This is a genomic window from Bacillus sp. Y3, from assembly GCF_008123875.1.
Classification (GTDB): domain Bacteria; phylum Bacillota; class Bacilli; order Bacillales; family Bacillaceae; genus Bacillus; species Bacillus altitudinis.
This window is the reverse complement of the sequence record NZ_VSSC01000001.1, coordinates 209,846-227,280: the sequence shown is the minus strand read 5'-3', so window position 1 is coordinate 227,280 and position 17,435 is coordinate 209,846. Positions and strand designations below refer to the sequence as shown.

At 42.4% G+C, this 17,435-nt stretch carries 17 protein-coding genes; 12 read left to right on the top strand and 5 right to left on the bottom strand.

All coding sequences use genetic code 11. The features are described from left to right. The first annotated feature begins 21 nt into the window (after positions 1-21). The 5 genes from FXF70_RS01220 (at position 22) to pdxA (ending at position 6,883) form a co-directional block, all read left to right on the top strand. Entirely contained in the window at positions 22-1,425 is a 1,404-nt protein-coding gene (locus tag FXF70_RS01220) for a sodium:solute symporter family protein (RefSeq protein WP_025207958.1), read from the top strand. Next, positions 1,425-2,600 (top strand): sialidase family protein, encoded by a 1,176-nt coding sequence (locus tag FXF70_RS01215; protein ID WP_035389375.1) that lies wholly within the window; start codon positions 1,425-1,427, stop codon positions 2,598-2,600. Before FXF70_RS01220 ends, FXF70_RS01215 begins: the two co-directional genes overlap by 1 nt. A gap of 146 nt (positions 2,601-2,746) precedes the next feature. Then, on the top strand, positions 2,747-4,531 hold the full coding sequence (locus tag FXF70_RS01210) for a sigma-54-dependent Fis family transcriptional regulator (protein WP_187424750.1): 1,785 nt from the start codon (positions 2,747-2,749) through the stop codon (positions 4,529-4,531). Positions 4,532-4,556: 25 nt separating this feature from the next. After that, positions 4,557-5,903 carry a four-carbon acid sugar kinase family protein gene (locus tag FXF70_RS01205; protein ID WP_148779695.1) on the top strand — a complete coding sequence of 449 codons (1,347 nt, stop codon included), beginning with the start codon at positions 4,557-4,559 and terminating at the stop codon, positions 5,901-5,903. Beyond that, complete coding sequence (gene pdxA / locus FXF70_RS01200; protein ID WP_050826602.1) at positions 5,879-6,883, top strand: 4-hydroxythreonine-4-phosphate dehydrogenase PdxA; 1,005 nt, start codon at positions 5,879-5,881, stop codon at positions 6,881-6,883. The genes FXF70_RS01205 and pdxA overlap by 25 nt, the downstream gene beginning before the upstream one ends. Positions 6,884-7,116: 233 nt before the next feature. On the opposite strand, the gene FXF70_RS01195 is transcribed toward pdxA, so the two are convergent. After that, on the bottom strand, positions 7,117-7,863 hold the full coding sequence (locus tag FXF70_RS01195; protein WP_017368030.1) for an SDR family NAD(P)-dependent oxidoreductase: 747 nt from the start codon (positions 7,861-7,863) through the stop codon (positions 7,117-7,119). Positions 7,864-8,052: 189 nt separating this feature from the next. On the opposite strand from FXF70_RS01195, the gene FXF70_RS01190 reads away from it, so the two are divergent. From FXF70_RS01190 to liaR, 7 genes are all read left to right on the top strand, one after another. Further along, positions 8,053-8,622: a cob(I)yrinic acid a,c-diamide adenosyltransferase gene (locus FXF70_RS01190; RefSeq protein ID WP_007500294.1), complete on the top strand. Its 570-nt coding sequence runs from the start codon at positions 8,053-8,055 to the stop codon at positions 8,620-8,622. Positions 8,623-8,787: 165 nt separating this feature from the next. Beyond that, positions 8,788-9,183: a hypothetical protein gene (locus tag FXF70_RS01185; RefSeq protein WP_050826601.1), complete on the top strand. Its 396-nt coding sequence runs from the start codon at positions 8,788-8,790 to the stop codon at positions 9,181-9,183. 15 nt (positions 9,184-9,198) lie between these two features. After that, positions 9,199-9,864: a stress responsive protein LiaH gene (gene liaH, locus FXF70_RS01180; protein ID WP_148779694.1), complete on the top strand. Its 666-nt coding sequence runs from the start codon at positions 9,199-9,201 to the stop codon at positions 9,862-9,864. A 111-nt stretch (positions 9,865-9,975) separates the two neighbouring features. After that, complete coding sequence (gene liaG, locus FXF70_RS01175) at positions 9,976-10,845, top strand: LiaG family protein (RefSeq protein WP_148779693.1); 870 nt, start codon at positions 9,976-9,978, stop codon at positions 10,843-10,845. Between the two features lie 30 nt (positions 10,846-10,875). Then, positions 10,876-11,640 carry a cell wall-active antibiotics response protein LiaF gene (gene liaF, locus FXF70_RS01170; RefSeq protein WP_007500301.1) on the top strand — a complete coding sequence of 255 codons (765 nt, stop codon included), beginning with the start codon at positions 10,876-10,878 and terminating at the stop codon, positions 11,638-11,640. Next, on the top strand, positions 11,637-12,701 hold the full coding sequence (liaS, locus tag FXF70_RS01165; protein ID WP_007500303.1) for a two-component system sensor histidine kinase LiaS: 1,065 nt from the start codon (positions 11,637-11,639) through the stop codon (positions 12,699-12,701). Before liaF ends, liaS begins: the two co-directional genes overlap by 4 nt. After that, complete coding sequence (gene liaR / locus FXF70_RS01160; RefSeq protein ID WP_007500305.1) at positions 12,698-13,333, top strand: two-component system response regulator LiaR; 636 nt, start codon at positions 12,698-12,700, stop codon at positions 13,331-13,333. Before liaS ends, liaR begins: the two co-directional genes overlap by 4 nt. A 42-nt stretch (positions 13,334-13,375) precedes the next feature. On the opposite strand, the gene FXF70_RS01155 is transcribed toward liaR, so the two are convergent. The 4 genes from FXF70_RS01155 to FXF70_RS01140 are packed head-to-tail and all read right to left on the bottom strand — an operon-like array spanning position 13,376 to position 17,405. After that, positions 13,376-13,744, bottom strand: coding sequence for a hypothetical protein (locus FXF70_RS01155; protein ID WP_007500307.1), 369 nt, complete (start codon positions 13,742-13,744; stop codon positions 13,376-13,378). 37 nt (positions 13,745-13,781) lie between these two features. Continuing rightward, a complete protein-coding gene (locus FXF70_RS01150) occupies positions 13,782-14,903 on the bottom strand; it encodes a Ger(x)C family spore germination protein (protein WP_148779692.1) in 1,122 nt (373 codons plus the stop codon). Further along, the gene (locus tag FXF70_RS01145) at positions 14,900-15,994 is read right to left on the bottom strand and encodes a GerAB/ArcD/ProY family transporter (protein ID WP_008347081.1); all 1,095 of its coding nucleotides are present in this window, start codon (positions 15,992-15,994) and stop codon (positions 14,900-14,902) included. Before FXF70_RS01145 ends, FXF70_RS01150 begins: the two co-directional genes overlap by 4 nt. Then, complete coding sequence (locus tag FXF70_RS01140) at positions 15,981-17,405, bottom strand: spore germination protein (protein ID WP_148779691.1); 1,425 nt, start codon at positions 17,403-17,405, stop codon at positions 15,981-15,983. Before FXF70_RS01140 ends, FXF70_RS01145 begins: the two co-directional genes overlap by 14 nt. Between the last annotated feature and the right edge of the window lie 30 nt (positions 17,406-17,435).

Here is a 17,435-nt window from a genome sequence, read left to right as displayed (position 1 = left end):
GCACACAAAGGGGGATTTTAAGTGAATGTCTTAAGTAGTTCTGTCATCACATTTATTTTAATCGTCATTATTCTCTATATTCTGTTTACGACCTGGCTGACGATGCGTTTCCGTAGTAAGTCTAACTCAGAATTTAACAATGCCGCTAAGTCACTTCCAGCTATTGTGGTCGGTATTTTGTTAATGAGTGAATTCATTGGGACGAAGTCAACTGTCGGAACAGCTGAATCTGCTTTTACACACGGACTTTCCGCTTCATGGTCTGTTATCACAGTTGCTATTGCCTTTTTTATTTTTTCCTTTTTCTTAGTGGGAAAGTTTTATCGAACAGGACAATACACGATTTCAGGTATTATTGATCAAAAATTTGGGAAATCAACAAAGCTTGTTGTCTCTGTCATTATGATTGCAGCCCTGCTCTTGGTGAATCTAGGAAACTATTTAAGTGGTTCAGCTGCCATTGCATCCATTCTTGGTCTTCCTTTAATGACCTGTGCCATCATCACGGCGGTTGTGAGTACATTTTATTTTACTTTCGGAGGAATGAAGGGGGTTGCATGGGTCACGATCCTTCATTCAATTGTGAAGTATGCGGGGATTTTGATTACACTAGGGGTAGCCCTTTATTTAACAAAAGGCTTTGAGCCAATGAAACAAACATTACCCGACCATTTCTTTACATGGGATGGGACCATCGGTTGGGGAACGATTGGAGCTTGGTTTATAGGAAACATGGGGGCCATTTTTGCGACGCAGTTTATCATTCAAGCGATCACCTCGTCGAAAAGTGAGCGAGAAGCGAAAAAATCGACCCTGTATGCAGCACTCCTTTGTTTGCCGCTTGCCATTGCGATCGGGATCATCGGTGTCGCAGCCCGTTATTTGTATCCAGACATTGACCCTATTTATGCTTTCCCTGTCTTTTTACAGCATATGAATCCGATTTTGAGCGCTATTGTGGCAACATCGCTTGTCGCATCCATTTTTGTTGGTGTCTCGACGGTTGCACTTGCTACAACCACGTTGATTATTGATGACTTTTATGTACCGAAAAAGAAACCATCACCAGAGCAGCGTATGAAGGTGACTCGGTATGTAGCCGTCATGGTTGGGATTGTGCCGCTTGTGGGGGTCGCACTTGCACCAGAGTTGCTGTCACTTTCCTTTTTTACACGAGCACTTCGAACATCGATTGCAGTTGTAGCAGCAATGGGCTTTTACTTGCCATACTTTAATTCAAATAGAGGAGCAACCATTGGTCTTGCCGCTTCAGGCATCGCCACGACGGTGTGGTATTTACTCGATAATCCATTTGGAATCGATAATATGTATGTGGCCATTATCATTCCTTTCCTAGTTCTGGTGATGGATCGATGGATCAGCCCGCCAGCTAAAAAGGATCAATCACTGAAAGGAGAATTATGATGACAAATGAAGACATCATGATCAAAATAGATGGAAAATTGCGACAAAATGAACAAGACGCAGCTAGAAAAGAAGCCTTTTTACCAACAGATTGCGTGCAAAACCATGCGGCTAATCTCATCGAACTGGATAATGGAGATTTGCTGTGTGTATGGTTTGGCGGTACGCAAGAAGGAATTCCTGATATCTCTATCTATATGTCAAGGCTCAAGCAAGGAAGTAATCAATGGACGAAAACTGTGAAGCTGTCTGATGATTCTACACGATCTGAACAAAATCCAGTTCTTTTTCAAGAGAAAGATGGCAGGCTGTGGCTGCTTTATACAGCACAACTTTCTGGCAATCAAGATACAGCTCTTGTGAGATATCGTTTATCGGAGGATAGAGGAGAGACTTGGGGAGAGATTGGTACTTTATTTGATCAGCCGGGGACGTTTATACGACAGCCTATTGTTGTATTGGATAATGATGATTGGCTCCTTCCGGTGTTCTATTGTAAAACGATTCCTGGCGTAAAATGGACAGGAAACCGTGATGTCAGTGCTGTGAAGATTTCCTCAGATCAAGGGAAGACCTGGGAAGAGGTCACTGTGCCCAACAGTACTGGCTGTGTTCATATGAATATCGGAAAATGTGCGGATGGTTCCCTGCTTGCCCTCTTTAGAAGCCGGTTTGCTGATTCGATTTATATGAGCCGTTCAGTGGATCATGGACGGACATGGTCTGAGCCAAGAGCAACAGAGCTGCCAAACAATAACTCATCCATTCAATTTACGGTGCTCCATAATGGTCATCTTGCCCTCGTTTATAACCATATCAACGCGGATGATCAAACAGAAAGAAGAGCGTCCTTGTATGATGAAATTGAGGATGAAGGCGATACACGAACGGCTGTTGATACAGAGGCGCGTCCAGCCTTTTGGGGAACACCGCGTGCGCCAATGACACTTGCCATCTCGACGGATGACGGTGCGACATGGCCCGTCAGACGTAACCTTGAAATTGGCGATGGATATGCCATGACAAACAACTCAAAGGACAAATTGAATCGAGAGTATTCCTATCCATCCATCACAGAAGGAAAAGATGGTAGTCTGCACATTGCGTTTACTTTTTACCGGCAGGCCATCAAGTATGTGTGTGTGAAAGAAGAATGGACTCATCACACGTCTTAACCGCAAGGGATCAGTGTTTCCGTGAATTGTAACCCTCATTTTCTTCATTTATAATTGATGTTTGGAGGGTTGTCTCAATTTGCTAACATTTGGACTCCCTCAACGTATGTCTCACGATGAAGAGATAAAAAATGGGGGTCCTTTTCATGAATATAAAAGTATTAGGTATTGCGCCGTATAAAGGATTAGGCGATGTATTAATCGACCTTGCCAAAGACGAAAAAAGCATCACATTCCAGCTTGAAGTCGGAGATCTTAGGTCTGGTGTTGCACTGGCAGAACAGGCCGAGGCTCAAGGAATGGATATTATTATGAGCCGCGGGGGGACAGCTGCGCTTATTCAAAAACACGTCAACATTCCAGTGGTGGATATCCCTGTGTCAGGCTACGACTTGCTTCGTGCCCTGACGCTGATTAAAGATTACCAAGGGAAAAAAGCAGTAGTTGGATTTGAAAATATTACACAAGGTGTACGCACCATCGGAGAGTTATACGGGATCAAAATTGATATTTATACAATACAGCAAGAGGAAGAAGTGTGGGATCTTTTACAGCAGTTACAGGAGCAAGGGACACAGGTTGTACTGGGTGATGTGGTTACAGATAAAGCGGCCAAGGAGTTGGGGATGCAAAGCATGCTCATTACCTCAGGACGTGAATCTGTCAAAGAAGCGTTTCATCAAGCAAAACAAATGTACCGTTTATATAAAGAGGCGACAGCTGAGCAGCGCCTCTTTCGTGAAATGATTGACCAAGAGTCAAAAGGGATGCTGATCATTGATCAGCACAATCAGCTTTATTTTATCAATCAGCAAATGAAAGAATGGACAGAAAAAGGGTTATTTGCACCGTTTACGTCTCATGTTGATGTGATGGATTGGTGCCCGGCGCTTGAACCAGCAGTAAAAGCAGTTCGAGAAGGAAAACAAAATGGATATTCTCAAATCTCCTTTCAGCAGCAAGTGTGGCATGTCAAAGGAAGCTTATTATCTAAAGGTGAGCTACTTTTGACGATTGAGAAGCCTTCTGCTGTGATTAATAGGGAGGGGCAGTCTATATGGACGCTGGCTGCACCTGTTCATTCAGCACATCCATTTGCTCTTTTTACTGAGCAGAGTTCAAATATGAAAGATGTGATTAAAAGGGCAAAGGCGTTCAGCCAAACAGATCGATCGATTTGTCTCTATGGTGAACAAGGAACTGGTAAATCAAGCCTTGCTTTTGCTATTCACCAAATGAGCGAGAGGAAAAATGAGAGCTTTATGACGGTGCATTGCAGCCGTTTGACTGAATTAGATGATGTAAACATAATTCCGGTGCATCAAAAAGGGACGATCTTTTTGAAAGATATTGATCGTGTCCCAATGGCTATGCAGCCCCTCATGGCCGAGCAGCTTATTCATCATCAGCAGAACATTCGCTGGATGGCTGCATCTACAGTTGATTTGTTCAAATTGATGCAATCTGGGGCGTTTCGTGAAGACCTATATACGTGTTTGCAGGAGCTCGTCATTCATGTCCCGCCGTTATCTGAACGGGCAGAAGATATTGAGGATATGAGCAGGTTATTTATAGCTGAATTAAATTCTCTTTATGGGACGCAGGTTGTTGGGCTGTCAGCAGATGTGATTGCCGCCTTTCAAAACGAGCGATTTAGAGAAAATGTCCGGCAGTTCAAGCGGATTATGGAGGAACTGGTGCTGACAACAAAAAGTGGATATATCACGTTGAGTAAAGCAAAGCCGGCAATTGAGCAACTTGCTTCTGAGAATGAAGAAAAACAGCTGTCCAGCTATTTACATGGCACGCTTGACGAGATTGAAAGACGAATCATTCGGACGGTACTGGAAGAAGAAAATATGAATCAATCAAAAGCAGCAAAGCGGCTGAATATTAACCGCACGACGCTGTGGAGAAAGTTAAAGGAATAATATGCAATGAGACCGAGGTGTCTAAATGACAAACGATCTATTAAAAAAAGGAGCGAACTTAGAGCAAAAGGTGATCATTGTGGCTGATGATTTAACAGGCGCAAGTGATACAGGTGTTCAATTTGTGAAGGCCGGTTTAAAAGCCTCTGTGCTGTTCCAGCCGTCATTTGAGGATATGAGCCGGTACAAGGAGGAAGATGTACTGATTGTCGATACAGACTCGCGAAGTATGTCTTCTGAAAGAGCGTATAATGAGGTCAGTCAAATGGTTCAGCCGTTTCTACAAGGAGATTCACACCTTTTCTTTAAAAAAATAGATTCAACGTTAAGAGGAAATATAGGAATAGAGCTTCAGGCACTAATGGATCTTGGCCGGTTTGATGCGGCAGTCATTGCCCCCGCTTACCCCGATGCGAATAGATCTACGGCCTATGGCATTCATTATGTGGAGGGTGTGCCTGTTCATCTATCAGAAGCAGCGAAGGACCCAAAAACGCCTGTCCTGACATCCAGTATTTCAGACTTAATTGAAGAGCAGACAAACATCAAGCCAAAACATCTTTCGCAGCAGGCGGTCTATTCAGAGCTAAACGAAACGAGTCATGACGTTTCATCTTTATTAAAACATGGTCATCAATGGTTTGTGTGTGATGCAGAAACGAACAATGATTTAACACAGATCGTTGATTTGTTTATGAAGATCAATCAAAGAGTGCTTTGGGTTGGGTCAGCTGGACTCGCTGGCGCATTATCATCCTATGTTGCGAAACACCGCAATCTTTCTCATGCAAAAAAGCATGAATCTGTTCTCATCGTTTCAGGAAGTGCTTCTCAAAAAACAAATGAGCAGTTTGCTTTTTTAAGAGAAAAGCACGATTGTCTCGAGGTGAAAGTGAACCCGTTGAATGTATTAAACGGCCGTGAAGCATGGGAAAGGAAATCAGTCATGGATCAGCTGCTCATGCGTCAGGATGAAGATATTCTCCTTTATACAGACGCAAGGCCAGAAATGGTTGAACAGATGTTGGCATACGGTGAAGTGAATGGCATGACAAGACAAGAAGTAGGAAGTACCTTATCTGTCTGTCTTGGTAAGATCACAAAAGACATTGTTGAATTAACAGGGGTGAAACGCCTTTTTTTAACTGGTGGAGATACGGCGCGTGCGATATGCCATGAGCTTGGAGCAGGCGGGATTCAGCTGTTGAAAGAAATTGAACCCGGCATCCCGCTTGGGCGGCTCGTTGATACGAGTGTATATGCGGTCACAAAAGCAGGGGCATATGGTCAAAAAGATTCTGTGCTCCATGCGGTTGAAGTGTTGAAAAACATAGAGGGGGTAGACGAATGGCAAAACCAATCATTGCTGTAACGATGGGAGATGCTTCTGGGGTTGGTCCTGAAATTATTTTAAAAGCTTTCCAGCAAAGCCGTTTACATGAAGAAGCCGTTCTATTTGTCATTGGAGACACCCATATATTAAATAGGGCGAAAGATTTTGTGAATACAGATGTGGAGATTGTCAGTATTAAAGAACCGGAGGAAGCGGAACAAGTAAAAGCTGGTACAGTTCCTTGTCTTGATCTTCATCTATTAACAAGCGATATTCCAGTAGGAGAGATTTCAAAAGAAGCAGGGAATGCCGCTTTTCGATATCTTGAAAAAGCCATTACACTTGCGAATGACCGTAGAATTGACGGCATTTGTACAGCACCGTTAAACAAGGAAGCACTTCATAAGGCTGGTCATATGTATCCAGGGCATACAGAAATTTTAGCTGACCTGACAGGTACGGACGATTATGCCATGATGCTGGCAGCTCCTAATTTAAAAGTGGTGCATGTGACGACACATATCGGATTAATGGATGCCATCTTAAAAATCAATCCTGAGCGTGTATACACAACGATTAAACTGGCTCATGATACCCTCGTTCGATCTGGTATCCCTGCACCTAGAATTGCTGTGTGCGGGATTAATCCACATGCCGGGGAGAATGGTCTGTTTGGAAACGGAGAAGAAGAGGAGAAGATCATTCCAGCGGTAGAACGAGCACAGGATGAAGGGGTTCAAGTATTTGGCCCGCTACCAGCTGATACACTGTTCTTTAGGGCGACAAGAGGCGACTTTGATATCGTTGTGGCGATGTATCATGATCAAGGGCATGGACCAATCAAGGTGCTTGGCTTAGAATCAGGCGTGAACATTACAGTTGGATTGCCTATAATTCGTACAAGTGTTGATCATGGGACGGCATTTGATATTGCAGGAACAGGAAAGGCTGATTCTGCGAGTATGGAAGAAGCCATTCGGCAGGCAATCATGCTTTCTGGTACGAGAGAGAACCGATAGTAAAAGAGAAAGAGCCTTCCAATGGAGGCTCTCAGCGTGTAGACAAACCCTCGCATTCGTTGTCAGTCCTGCGCTTCGGTGCTCACGAATGTCAAATTCGCTCCGCGTCGATGCTCGTCCTTCCTAGACTGCAAAGGTTTTCTATCACGCTGAAAAGAAGACAAAGGGTTAAAATAAAGTTCATTTTAACCCTTTGTCAACAATCTGAGAGCCTTCCAATGGAGGCTCTTTCTTTAGTTCATATACGTTCCGCCATTCATATTGATGGTTTCCCCTGTGATGAAATCTGACTGATCAGAGGCTAAAAAGGTAACGGCGTTTGCGACTTGCTGCGGTGTTCCAATTGTTTTCAGAGGAATTCTTTCTAAAACAGATCTACGGTATTCATCACTCCACTGTTTGCTCATGTCTGTCTCAATTGGCCCAGGACAGACAGCATTTACATGGATGTGATGTGCTGCTAATTCTTTGGCAAGATGCATCGTTAAGTAATTGATACCTGCCTTTGAAACGCCGTAAGCGGGTGATGCATTGTGATGAGGGGTTTTGCCAGTAGTTGAACTCATGTTGACAATCTTCCCGCCTTGCTGTTTGATCATGTCAGGAATGACTGCTTGACACATGAGAAACGTACCAGTCAAATTAATATCAATTAGTCTTTTCCATTCATCAACAGATGTATCGACTGTTGATTTCCGCAAATTGATCCCAGCATTGTTGACCAATATATCAATCTGTCCGAAATGGTTTTTTGCCTTCTCAACGAGGGAGGCAGCTGTCGCTGGTAAACTAGCATCGCCAGCGACAGAAACAGCGCGTGTCTCTTCTTTATTCAGAGAGGAGCAAACGTCTTGCAATAGCACTTCATTCGTTCCGTTCAGCACCACTTTAGCTCCTTCAGAGACAAATGCCTCAGCAATGGCGCGGCCAATCCCTCTGCTTGCACCTGTAATGATTGCTACTTTGTTTTGTAAAGTCATCTATCATCCCACCCATCTGTCATAATTAAAAAGCGCTTTCATTTATTATAAAATGTGATGTTTCATCATTCAACATATAAAGTGGAAATGAAGAGATTTTGAATAAAAGTGTTTCATAATAAAACAAATACATCTTTTCCACTTCAGGGTATACTAAAAGGAACAAGCAATGGATAAGGGGGAACCTCAATGAAACTTTATACAAAAACCGGAGATCAAGGTCAAACAGGCTTGATTGGCGGGCGGGCTGATAAAGATGACGCAAGGGTAGAAGCGTACGGTACATTAGATGAGGCGAATAGTTTGATTGGACTAGCCCATGCAAACTTAAGGCAGCATGGCGAATTGTTTCAAGATATTCTATCTGAGCTGATGGTCATTCAGCATGAACTGTTTGACTGCGGCGGTGATTTGGCAGCGGTGAAACCACCGAAAGAAGGCAAGTTAAAAGAAGAATCTGTCACAGTCCTTGAAAAGCGAATGGACGTGTATGTAGAAGAAGCCGCGCCGCTGACTAAATTTATTTTACCTGGGGGCCAGGAAGGTGCTGCCCTCTTACATGTAGCGCGAACAGTCGTCAGGAGAGCCGAGCGGCATATTGTGACACTCGCAAAGCAGGAGGAGATTCCAGCAGTTACGCTCACATATGTGAACCGTCTATCCGACTATTTATTTGCTGTCGCCCGTATTGTGAATCATCGGCTCGGTGAAGCAGATGTTGAATATGAACGAAGTGCAGATGTGTTTCGTTCTAAATGAGGAAAAGCACTCTTCTAGTCGAAGAGTGCTTTTTCTATAGATTCAACCGTTCAGTCTGAGCCATGTTACGACTCTGGTCGCAACCAAAGATCAATCTACGACACGTTTTGCCGGCTTCCTTTTTTGACTATAGTGAAAGCAAGGAGCAAGAAAGGAGGCATGAAGATGAAAATCACAAGTAAAACCATCATCGGTTCAATCCTGATGTTTATCGGTTTATCCATCTTCTTTGGTGGTTCATTGGGCGGGCTGATCCCGACTTTGATTGGGGCGTGGCTCATTTATGTAGGTGTCAAAAAATATGATAAAGGCAGTAAAACAACAGGGGTCATACTCACTATTATCGGTGTATTGCTCGTCGCACAGTCGCTACCATTTTTACTCGGAATCGCATTTGCTGGAGTACTTCTCTACTTTGGCTGGAAGATGATCAATGGTGAATCTGCTAAGGAATCATCCGGCAGAACAACATATATGGAGCCAAACACGGCACCGAACATGGAAGAACCCATGCACACGACATTTGATCAAGAATGGGAAGACTTTTTAAAGAAAAAATAAAGGGAGGAATATGAAATGGTATTAAGAAGAGTACGTGATATGTTTGTTGCAACAGTCAATGAAGGTTTAGATAAATTGGAGAATCCGCGTGTCATGCTGAATCAATATGTTCGTGATATGGAGGACGATATTGCCAAAGCGAAACATGCGATTATCAAACAGCAAACCATTCAGCAAGGTTTCTTGAGAAAAGCAGAAGAAACAGAAGCATTTGCTGATAAGCGAAAGAAACAGGCGGAGCTGGCGTTTCATGCAGGAGAAGAAGAACTTGCACGGAAAGCACTGACTGAAATGAAGTATTTTGAAGAAAAGCACAATGAATATCAAGATGCCTATCAGCAATCTTTTAAACAGCTGAAAGAGCTGAAAGAACAGTTGCAGCATCTAGAAACAAAGCTGCGTGATGTTAAAGACAAGAAGCAAGCGCTGATTGCAAGAGCCAATGCCGCACAGGCAAAGCAGCATATGAATGAATCTATGAATAAAGTTGATAGTGAAAGTGCTTATAAAGAATTTCTACGCATGGAGAACCGTATAGAGGAAATGGAGACAAAAGCGGGCAGCTATGCACAATTTGCTGATCAGGGTGCATATGCTCATCTTGATTACGCTGATGAGGTTGAAAAGGAATGGCAAAAGCTTCAACGATCAAAGCAGCTTGAGAAACAGCCGGCAAACTAATGGAAATGTGTCAAAACGGAAGAAAAACAGGATTTTTCTTCCGTTATTTGATTTCTTTCTGTTTCGCTTTTCCTTATAATAAAAAGGTCAAAGGATAAAGGGATGATATAAATGAAACGGTTCATTGGTCTAATTTGTATACTTGTTGGTGTTTTTTTGATGATTGGGATGCTTTTCAAAAATGGAGATCTCTTTCATTTGAGCTTTTCTCGTGATAAAGCGGTCACAACAGCTTCAGCGAAAAAGGATGAGGTTGAACAATTAGATATCTCTCTTTCTGGATTTCGCATCAAGGTGGAGCCGGAAGATCGTTCGGATATTTCTGTGATGGTTGTGAATGGAAAAGGGAAAATGTATGCGGAACAAACAGGCGGAACATTCAAAGTCCGTGCTGAAAATAAAGGATTTTTGTTTTTCTCTGCATTTGAAAAAGGAGAACTCTTAGTCAAAATTCCAACAGATTATCATAAAGATGTGAAAATAACAGGTGGAATCGGCGTGAGCGAAGTAAATGGCGAAGGAAAGCTGTCTCTTCAAGATGTGACGCTCAAATCAACGAGCGGAAACCTCACAGCTGAAAACTTCTCAGCAAATCGTGTGGAAATCAAAGCGACTTCTGGCAGACTTTCAGTGTCTCATATTGATGCGAAGGAAAGTGATATTGGTGCCACTTCTGGTCGTGCTGATATTCAAGATGTAAAAGGAAAGCTGCAATTAGGCATGACAAGCGGCAGGCTGACAGCAAGCTTTGATACAATTGATTCACCAGTCGACTTTCACATGACATCAGGCAGTGCGAAATTGAACTTGCCAGATGAGGGAGATTTCAAAGTTCAAGTGAAAAAAACGAGTGGACGTATTGATCATTCGTATGATTTTGACCAAGCGGATAGTGAAGGCCGAGGTTTTACAGGCACGCATGGGAAAGGGACACACATAGTCGATATTGAGATGACAAGCGGAAACTTAAAATTGCGGTAAACAAACGTAAAAAGGAAGGAGGCGAGTCAACTGCGTTTTTCTAGAAATCAAATTTTAGGCATCATTGTGGTGATTTTCGGTATTAATCTTTTTCTCAAAATTATTGGGATTGGGGCAGACCTATTTTGGCCAGTGTTTTTTGCTCTAGCTGGTTATTGGCTGCACTCTCGATCTAAACGTTGGCTCGGTTCGGTTTCCTATATTTTTGCAGGCTTTCTTTTCTTGAAGTTTCTACTAAATATCACGTTTAGTTTGACTGGGTATTTATTTGCTGCCTTTTTGATCTATGCGGGCTATCGTTTATTGAAAAACAAACCTGTTTTTGATGTCGATAAAAAGGAATCATCAGACGATGGAAAGCCTTCACTGAAAGTCAATCTTGAAAAAGAGGGCGATCAGAAGAAAACAAAAAGCCAGACGAAGCCGCGCAAAGAACATGATTTCTTTATCGGTGAAGTCAGGCTGATGAAAAAACCATTTCAATTAAGCGATTTGACCATTTCAGGTTTTATTGGCGATGTCAAAATCGACTTATCAAAGGCAATCATTGCTGAGGAAGAGAGTACGATCGTCATTAGTGGACTCATCGGAGATGTCGATATTTATGTACCGCAGGATATTGAAGTATGTGTGAGTGCTTCGGCCGCGATTGGTGATATGAAAATCATTGATGAAAAAAGAAGTGGGTTCGGCAGTAAAGTGTATGTCATGACAAATGATTATGACGAAAGCAAGCGAAAAGTGAAAATCTCCATTTCTCTCCTGATTGGGGATGTGGATGTGAGGTACTTATGAGGAAACTGCATTTAGGCATCCAGTGGCAATCTGTTCGTCTTGCAGTCGGTATCTCGCTTGGTGTTGTCATCATGACGACACTCCCGATGTTTTTTTATTACCAGCTTGATCCCATGATTTTGCTGTCTACGCGGTGGTTCGGCATCCCGTTTTTTTGTATTTTACTCATTATTAGTCTCGCCATTGGTGTATCAGCGGGGCATGTGTTTGGCTATCAGCATAAGAAGCGGCTAGATCAGCTTGTAGAGTCGATTTTGAAGTTTGAAAATGGGAATTTTGCCTATAGACTGCCTTCTCTAGGTGATGATGAAATTGGTTTGGCGGCAGATCAATTAAATGAAATGGCGAAACGAGTGGAAGGGCAAGTAGCCTCCTTACAAAAGCTCTCAAATGAGCGAGCTGAATGGCAGGTTCAAATGAAAAAATCGGTTGTCTCAGAAGAGCGTCAGCGTCTAGCGCGTGAGCTGCATGATGCAGTCAGCCAGCAGCTATTCGCCATTTCGATGATGACGTCTGCGATTCTTGAAGGGATGAAGGAAAAGGATGAAAAGATTTTAAAGCAAATGCGTCTTGTGGAACGAATGGCTGGCGATGCACAAAATGAGATGCGTGCACTCCTTCTGCATTTAAGACCGATCACCCTTGAAGGAAAAGACTTGAAAAAAGGCTTGATTGAGCTACTCAATGAATTTCAGGCAAAGCAGCCAATTGATATTGATTGGGAAATAGAAGATGATGCTCCGCTGTCTAAAGGGGTGGAGGACCATCTGTTCCGAATTGTGCAAGAAGCCCTTTCCAATGTGTTTAGGCATGCAAAGGCGACAAAGGTGACAGTACGTCTGCTTATTCGGAATCGTCAAGTTCAGTTGAAAATTATCGACAACGGGATTGGTTTTCAAACAGATCATGTGAAGACTGCTTCCTACGGACTTGAATCGATACGAGAAAGAACAAGTGAAGTAGGCGGTGTCGCAGAGATTATGTCATTTGAGGGAAAAGGCACACAAATTGATGTGAAGGTTCCCATTTTTGATGAAGGAAAAGGAGAGAACGTTCGATGATTCGAGTGCTTTTAATTGACGATCACGAAATGGTGAGAATGGGTCTTGCTGCTTTTTTAGAGGCACAGGCGGATATTGAAGTCATCGGTGAAGCGTCAGATGGACAAAAAGGTGTAGAACTAGCGGTTGAATTAAAGCCAGACGTGATTTTAATGGACCTTGTCATGGAAGGCATGGATGGCATCGAAGCAACGAAAAGAATTTGTCAGGAAATAGAGGATGCCCGGATTATTGTACTGACGAGCTTTATTGATGATGATAAAGTGTATCCAGTGATTGAGGCTGGTGCTTTAAGCTATCTTTTAAAAACATCGAAAGCAGGAGAAATCGCTGATGCCATCAGGTCTGCGAGTATCGGCGAACCAAGACTTGAATCAAAAGTAGCTGGGAAGGTCATGAACAAACTCCGCCATTCATCAAATGGGTCCATTCTGCACGATTCGTTAACCGCAAGAGAAATGGAAATATTAAAGCTGATTGCCGATGGAAAATCGAATAAGGTCATTGCTGAGGAATTGTTTATTACCATCAAAACAGTCAAGACGCATATTACCAACATTCTTTCCAAGCTTGATGTAGAAGACCGCACACAAGCAGCCGTGTATGCACATCGCCATAAGCTGATTCAATAAAAAAACAGCTTTCAAATGAAAGCTGCTGGAACATGCGCAAATTTAGTCCTTCTGTCCTGTGATTGGACGTTCGGATAGTTGATGGAGCTCAGGAACTGGAAAAGCCTCCTGCTCCTCGGCCGATTTGTCTTCCAGGGTTTTCTTCATCTCGGAAAGCAGCTTGACGCTTTCCTTTGCCACTGCCGCTTTTTTCTCTTGCAAATCAATGATCTGTGAAAGTCCAACAAATAAACCGCCTCCAATCAGAAGGAGCGCAGGGGTTTGTCCATAATAAATCACGATCAAAAATGTGCTTGAAAAGCTGTCGGCTTCAATGAAGAAATCTTCTTTTGATTGCATGAATACCACGACTAATAGAAGTATTCCTAGAATCAAAAATAGAATGCCGGCCGAAAGTAAAGCTCGTTTCATGATTGACACCCTTTTTTTCTTACCATTTTAACATACTCTATAAGGATTGTGTTGCGCCCTTAGTCCCGAAGTCACGGATTTTCACATTTACCTTGTAACGAATATCCGATTCACTAAAAATGGCATCCCAATGTTTTGCTTCTTTTCGATAGTCTTTCGGATATGCAATGCTTGCTTTTTGATAAAACCCACAAATATCTGCTTTGATTTCATGCTGTAATTCCCCGATAAAATCTTTCACATTCTCCTCCAGTCGATGTGCCACAACTTTCTCAATTTCTTGGAGGTATTTTTCATTAAATGAATTTTCCCGTTCATTCCAATCCTCAGACATTCTGCCATCAAGCTCCACTGACACATCAAATTCATATTTGCCACTGGCTGTTTTATGGGTGTCAATGTTGTGTTTGATTTTAAAGATCTCAAAAGAATAAATGCTATGTTCATATTGGAATTCAATCACTCCGCCTGTTGCATCTCCAGTCAGCAGGTTGTAGGACTGCACCGCTAAAGGAGAGATGTTGGTGAGAAATCGTTTGTTCTGAATAATCGAGGCACCATCCAGCATTAATTTGCCCTGACTGACACTGACTTTCGGAATGGCAAAGGATACGTTGTTTTGCATAGCAGAAGAAATATCTCCTAAGGAAACGGGCTTGAACATACGAATGGTCGTTTTTGTATTCGAAGAAATATCGTATAAGGTGGAAGCGGCAGGCTGGCCGTCGTCATTGATTTTCAGCATATCTCCAGGCTTCTCAGAGGCCATAAAGACAAGGCTTCCTCTTCGTGTTTCATTGTCCCGAATGAATTGATTGATGACCAAATCGAAATTATTTTCATTGATAAGGTCTTGAGAAAACAAATAAACCCTCAGCTGCTGAGCAAAAATGCGGTGTGTTTTTAGGGCCGTCGTACGAAAAATTTGGTGTATGGAATCACCGCTTGTCTCAATAATCTTCGTCGGATCTTTCACGCTTGATTCTTGCTCAATTTTTTGCGGAACGAGCACCTGCATAGACAGCTTCAATTTATGTCCGTCATCTCCTTTATCTACAGCAAATCCAATTGCCATGTTGAGCTCCTCGATATTTGTACTATCCCAGCACCCGCATAATAGAATCAGTGAGAAGAGCGCAAGAACCGCTTTCTTTTTCATGCTGTTTTCCGCCTCCTTTTGAAAAATACGATGATAAATAAAAGAAACGGGAGTATACCAAATAGAAGAAAGAACAAGTTGTTTACGTAGGTTAAATAGTCTCGGACCGTATCAACATCTTTTGGGAAAAGAGCGGCAAAGAAGATCACAATGCCCATCAAGGCGAGCGCGATTTTTTTAGGGAATTTAGTCAATTTGATGACTCCTATCGTAGCAAAAAACGTATATCCTACAAAGCTCGTATAAAGCTGGACAAGCCAAACAATCAGCAAAAAGGATTCAATCCGTTCAATAAAAATCCCCTGAATATCAAATGATTGAAATAAGGCAATGGTCGGCCACGTCAGAGTCGCCGTTTCTTTCACCGTGAGCGCACCAACCACAAGAATATAGGTGAAAATATAGATGATCGCAGGAATCAAAAAGCCGATGGAGCCATATGCAAAAGTGTGTTTTTGCGTATTCATATAGGCAGGCATGAAAAGCATCATTTCAATGCCGACAAACGAAATGGCCGAAGCATTCAAGGAATTGAAAACAGGGGAAATGCCCTCTCCTAAAACTGGCCGTAGGTTATCGAGCTTAAACTCTTGTACACTAAGTCCGTAGGCTACAAATAAGATGATGAGTGTGACAATCAGAAAAAAAGGGCACAGCCGGGCAAAATCACCAATCCCCCCAATCACAAGGTAAAAACCAACCAAAATAAAGCTAATCATCGTCACGGCTACAGGTGTGTTTTGAAGTAGAAAGAATTTCACCATCTCAGACATAGCTCGTACTTCATAGCTGGCAACGCCGAGAAAGTAAATAATAATCAACAGGTTGGCAAGTGAGCCAATCCATTTTCCAAGTCCTTCTTTTGTATAGTCATAGTAGGAAGAAAAGGAGACCTTTTTCATCATGAGCACATTGACAAAAATGAACACAATGTATATCACACTCATGAGTAAGAGTGCAATCCAGCCGTCAGGTGTAGGCGCCGCTTGAGCCATTGATCTTGGCAGAATCATCATACTTGCGCCTAGTGTGGTATTGGCGATAATGGCACTTGCCTGATAGCTTGTGATCGACTCTTTATGATTGACCATGTTGTTCCCCTTTCTTTTGATTTTTCAAAGGCAATCTGATGATGGAATTGTCCTCATTTTTATAGCTGAACACAAAATCTGGTGAAAAATATGGGGTGCCAAAGCTTTTTTGTCTTGTCAAATGAGTGAGTAAGACGAGCATAAACAGGACAAGTCCATATAAACCGAATGCAGCTGCAGCAAACATGGACACAAAGCGAAGGACACGAAATGATATCCCCATTCCATATTGAGGAAAGGTAAAGGATGCAAGTGCAATGACGCTGACAATAATGACCATAATGGAGCTGACGATATGGGCTTGTACGGCTGCCTGCCCAATGACAACACCGCCCACAAGTCCGATTGTTTGTCCAAGTGGATTAGGCAGTCTTAACCCAGCTTCCCGCAGCAGCTCAATGGTCATTTCCATGATGAGTGCTTCCACAATAGGAGGAAAGGGGACATTCTCTCGTGTGCTTGAGATGGAAATAGCTAAAGTTGTGGGCAAAAGACCTTGATGGAAGGACACAAGGGCAATATAAATGGCTGATAAAAACAATGTGAGAAAGATGGACGTAAAACGCAGCAAACGAATCAGAGAGGCAGCGATCCATCTTTCATAATAATCATCAGGTGATTGCATAATCGTCGCGAGAGAAGCAGGCACAATTAAGATAAAAGGCGAATGATCAACAAAGATGGCGACGCGTCCATTGTTTAAAGCAGATGCCACTTTATCAGGCCGTTCTGTGTTTTGAATTTGCGGAAAAGGAGAATACACATTGTCTTCAATCAGCTCCTCAAGAACGCCTGAGTCTTGAATATCATCTATGGTGACTTGTTTGAGACGCTTTTTTACCTCTTTTAAAACAGAGGGCTCAACGATACCATCAATGTACATGATCGATACTTGGGTGTATTTCTTTTCGCCGATTTTCATATCTACTGTTTTGAGATCAGGGTTTTTCAAACGCTGTCTGACGAGAGCTAAGTTCGTGTTGATATCTTCAATGAAACCAATTTTTGGTCCTCTTACGATGGTTTCAGATGTAGCATCTCCTAAATTACGTTTCTTCGTTCCGTGTGTTTCTAAAATATAAGCATGCTGAAATCCGTTAATCAGTACGACACAATGTCCTTGGAAAATAGCATCTACTAGTTCTTCAGAGGTTTTCACCGTACGGGTAGTCATCATCGATAAATTGGATTCTAGCTTCTCTTTTGTCAGAGAAGAATGATCTTGAAGAAGCAGCTTTAAGAAAGTTTGAATCTGCATCGTTTCGTTCATTTCTTTAATATATAAATAATAAACAACCTGACCATGAGGTAATGTTTTTTTATCATGGATCAAATCATCCATGTCCTTTAACTGAGGGAGAATGACAGAGAGATTATCGTATAAGTGCTCTTTCAATGGAGTTTGATTCAAATGGATCACCCGCCTCAATTTCTTTTTCTT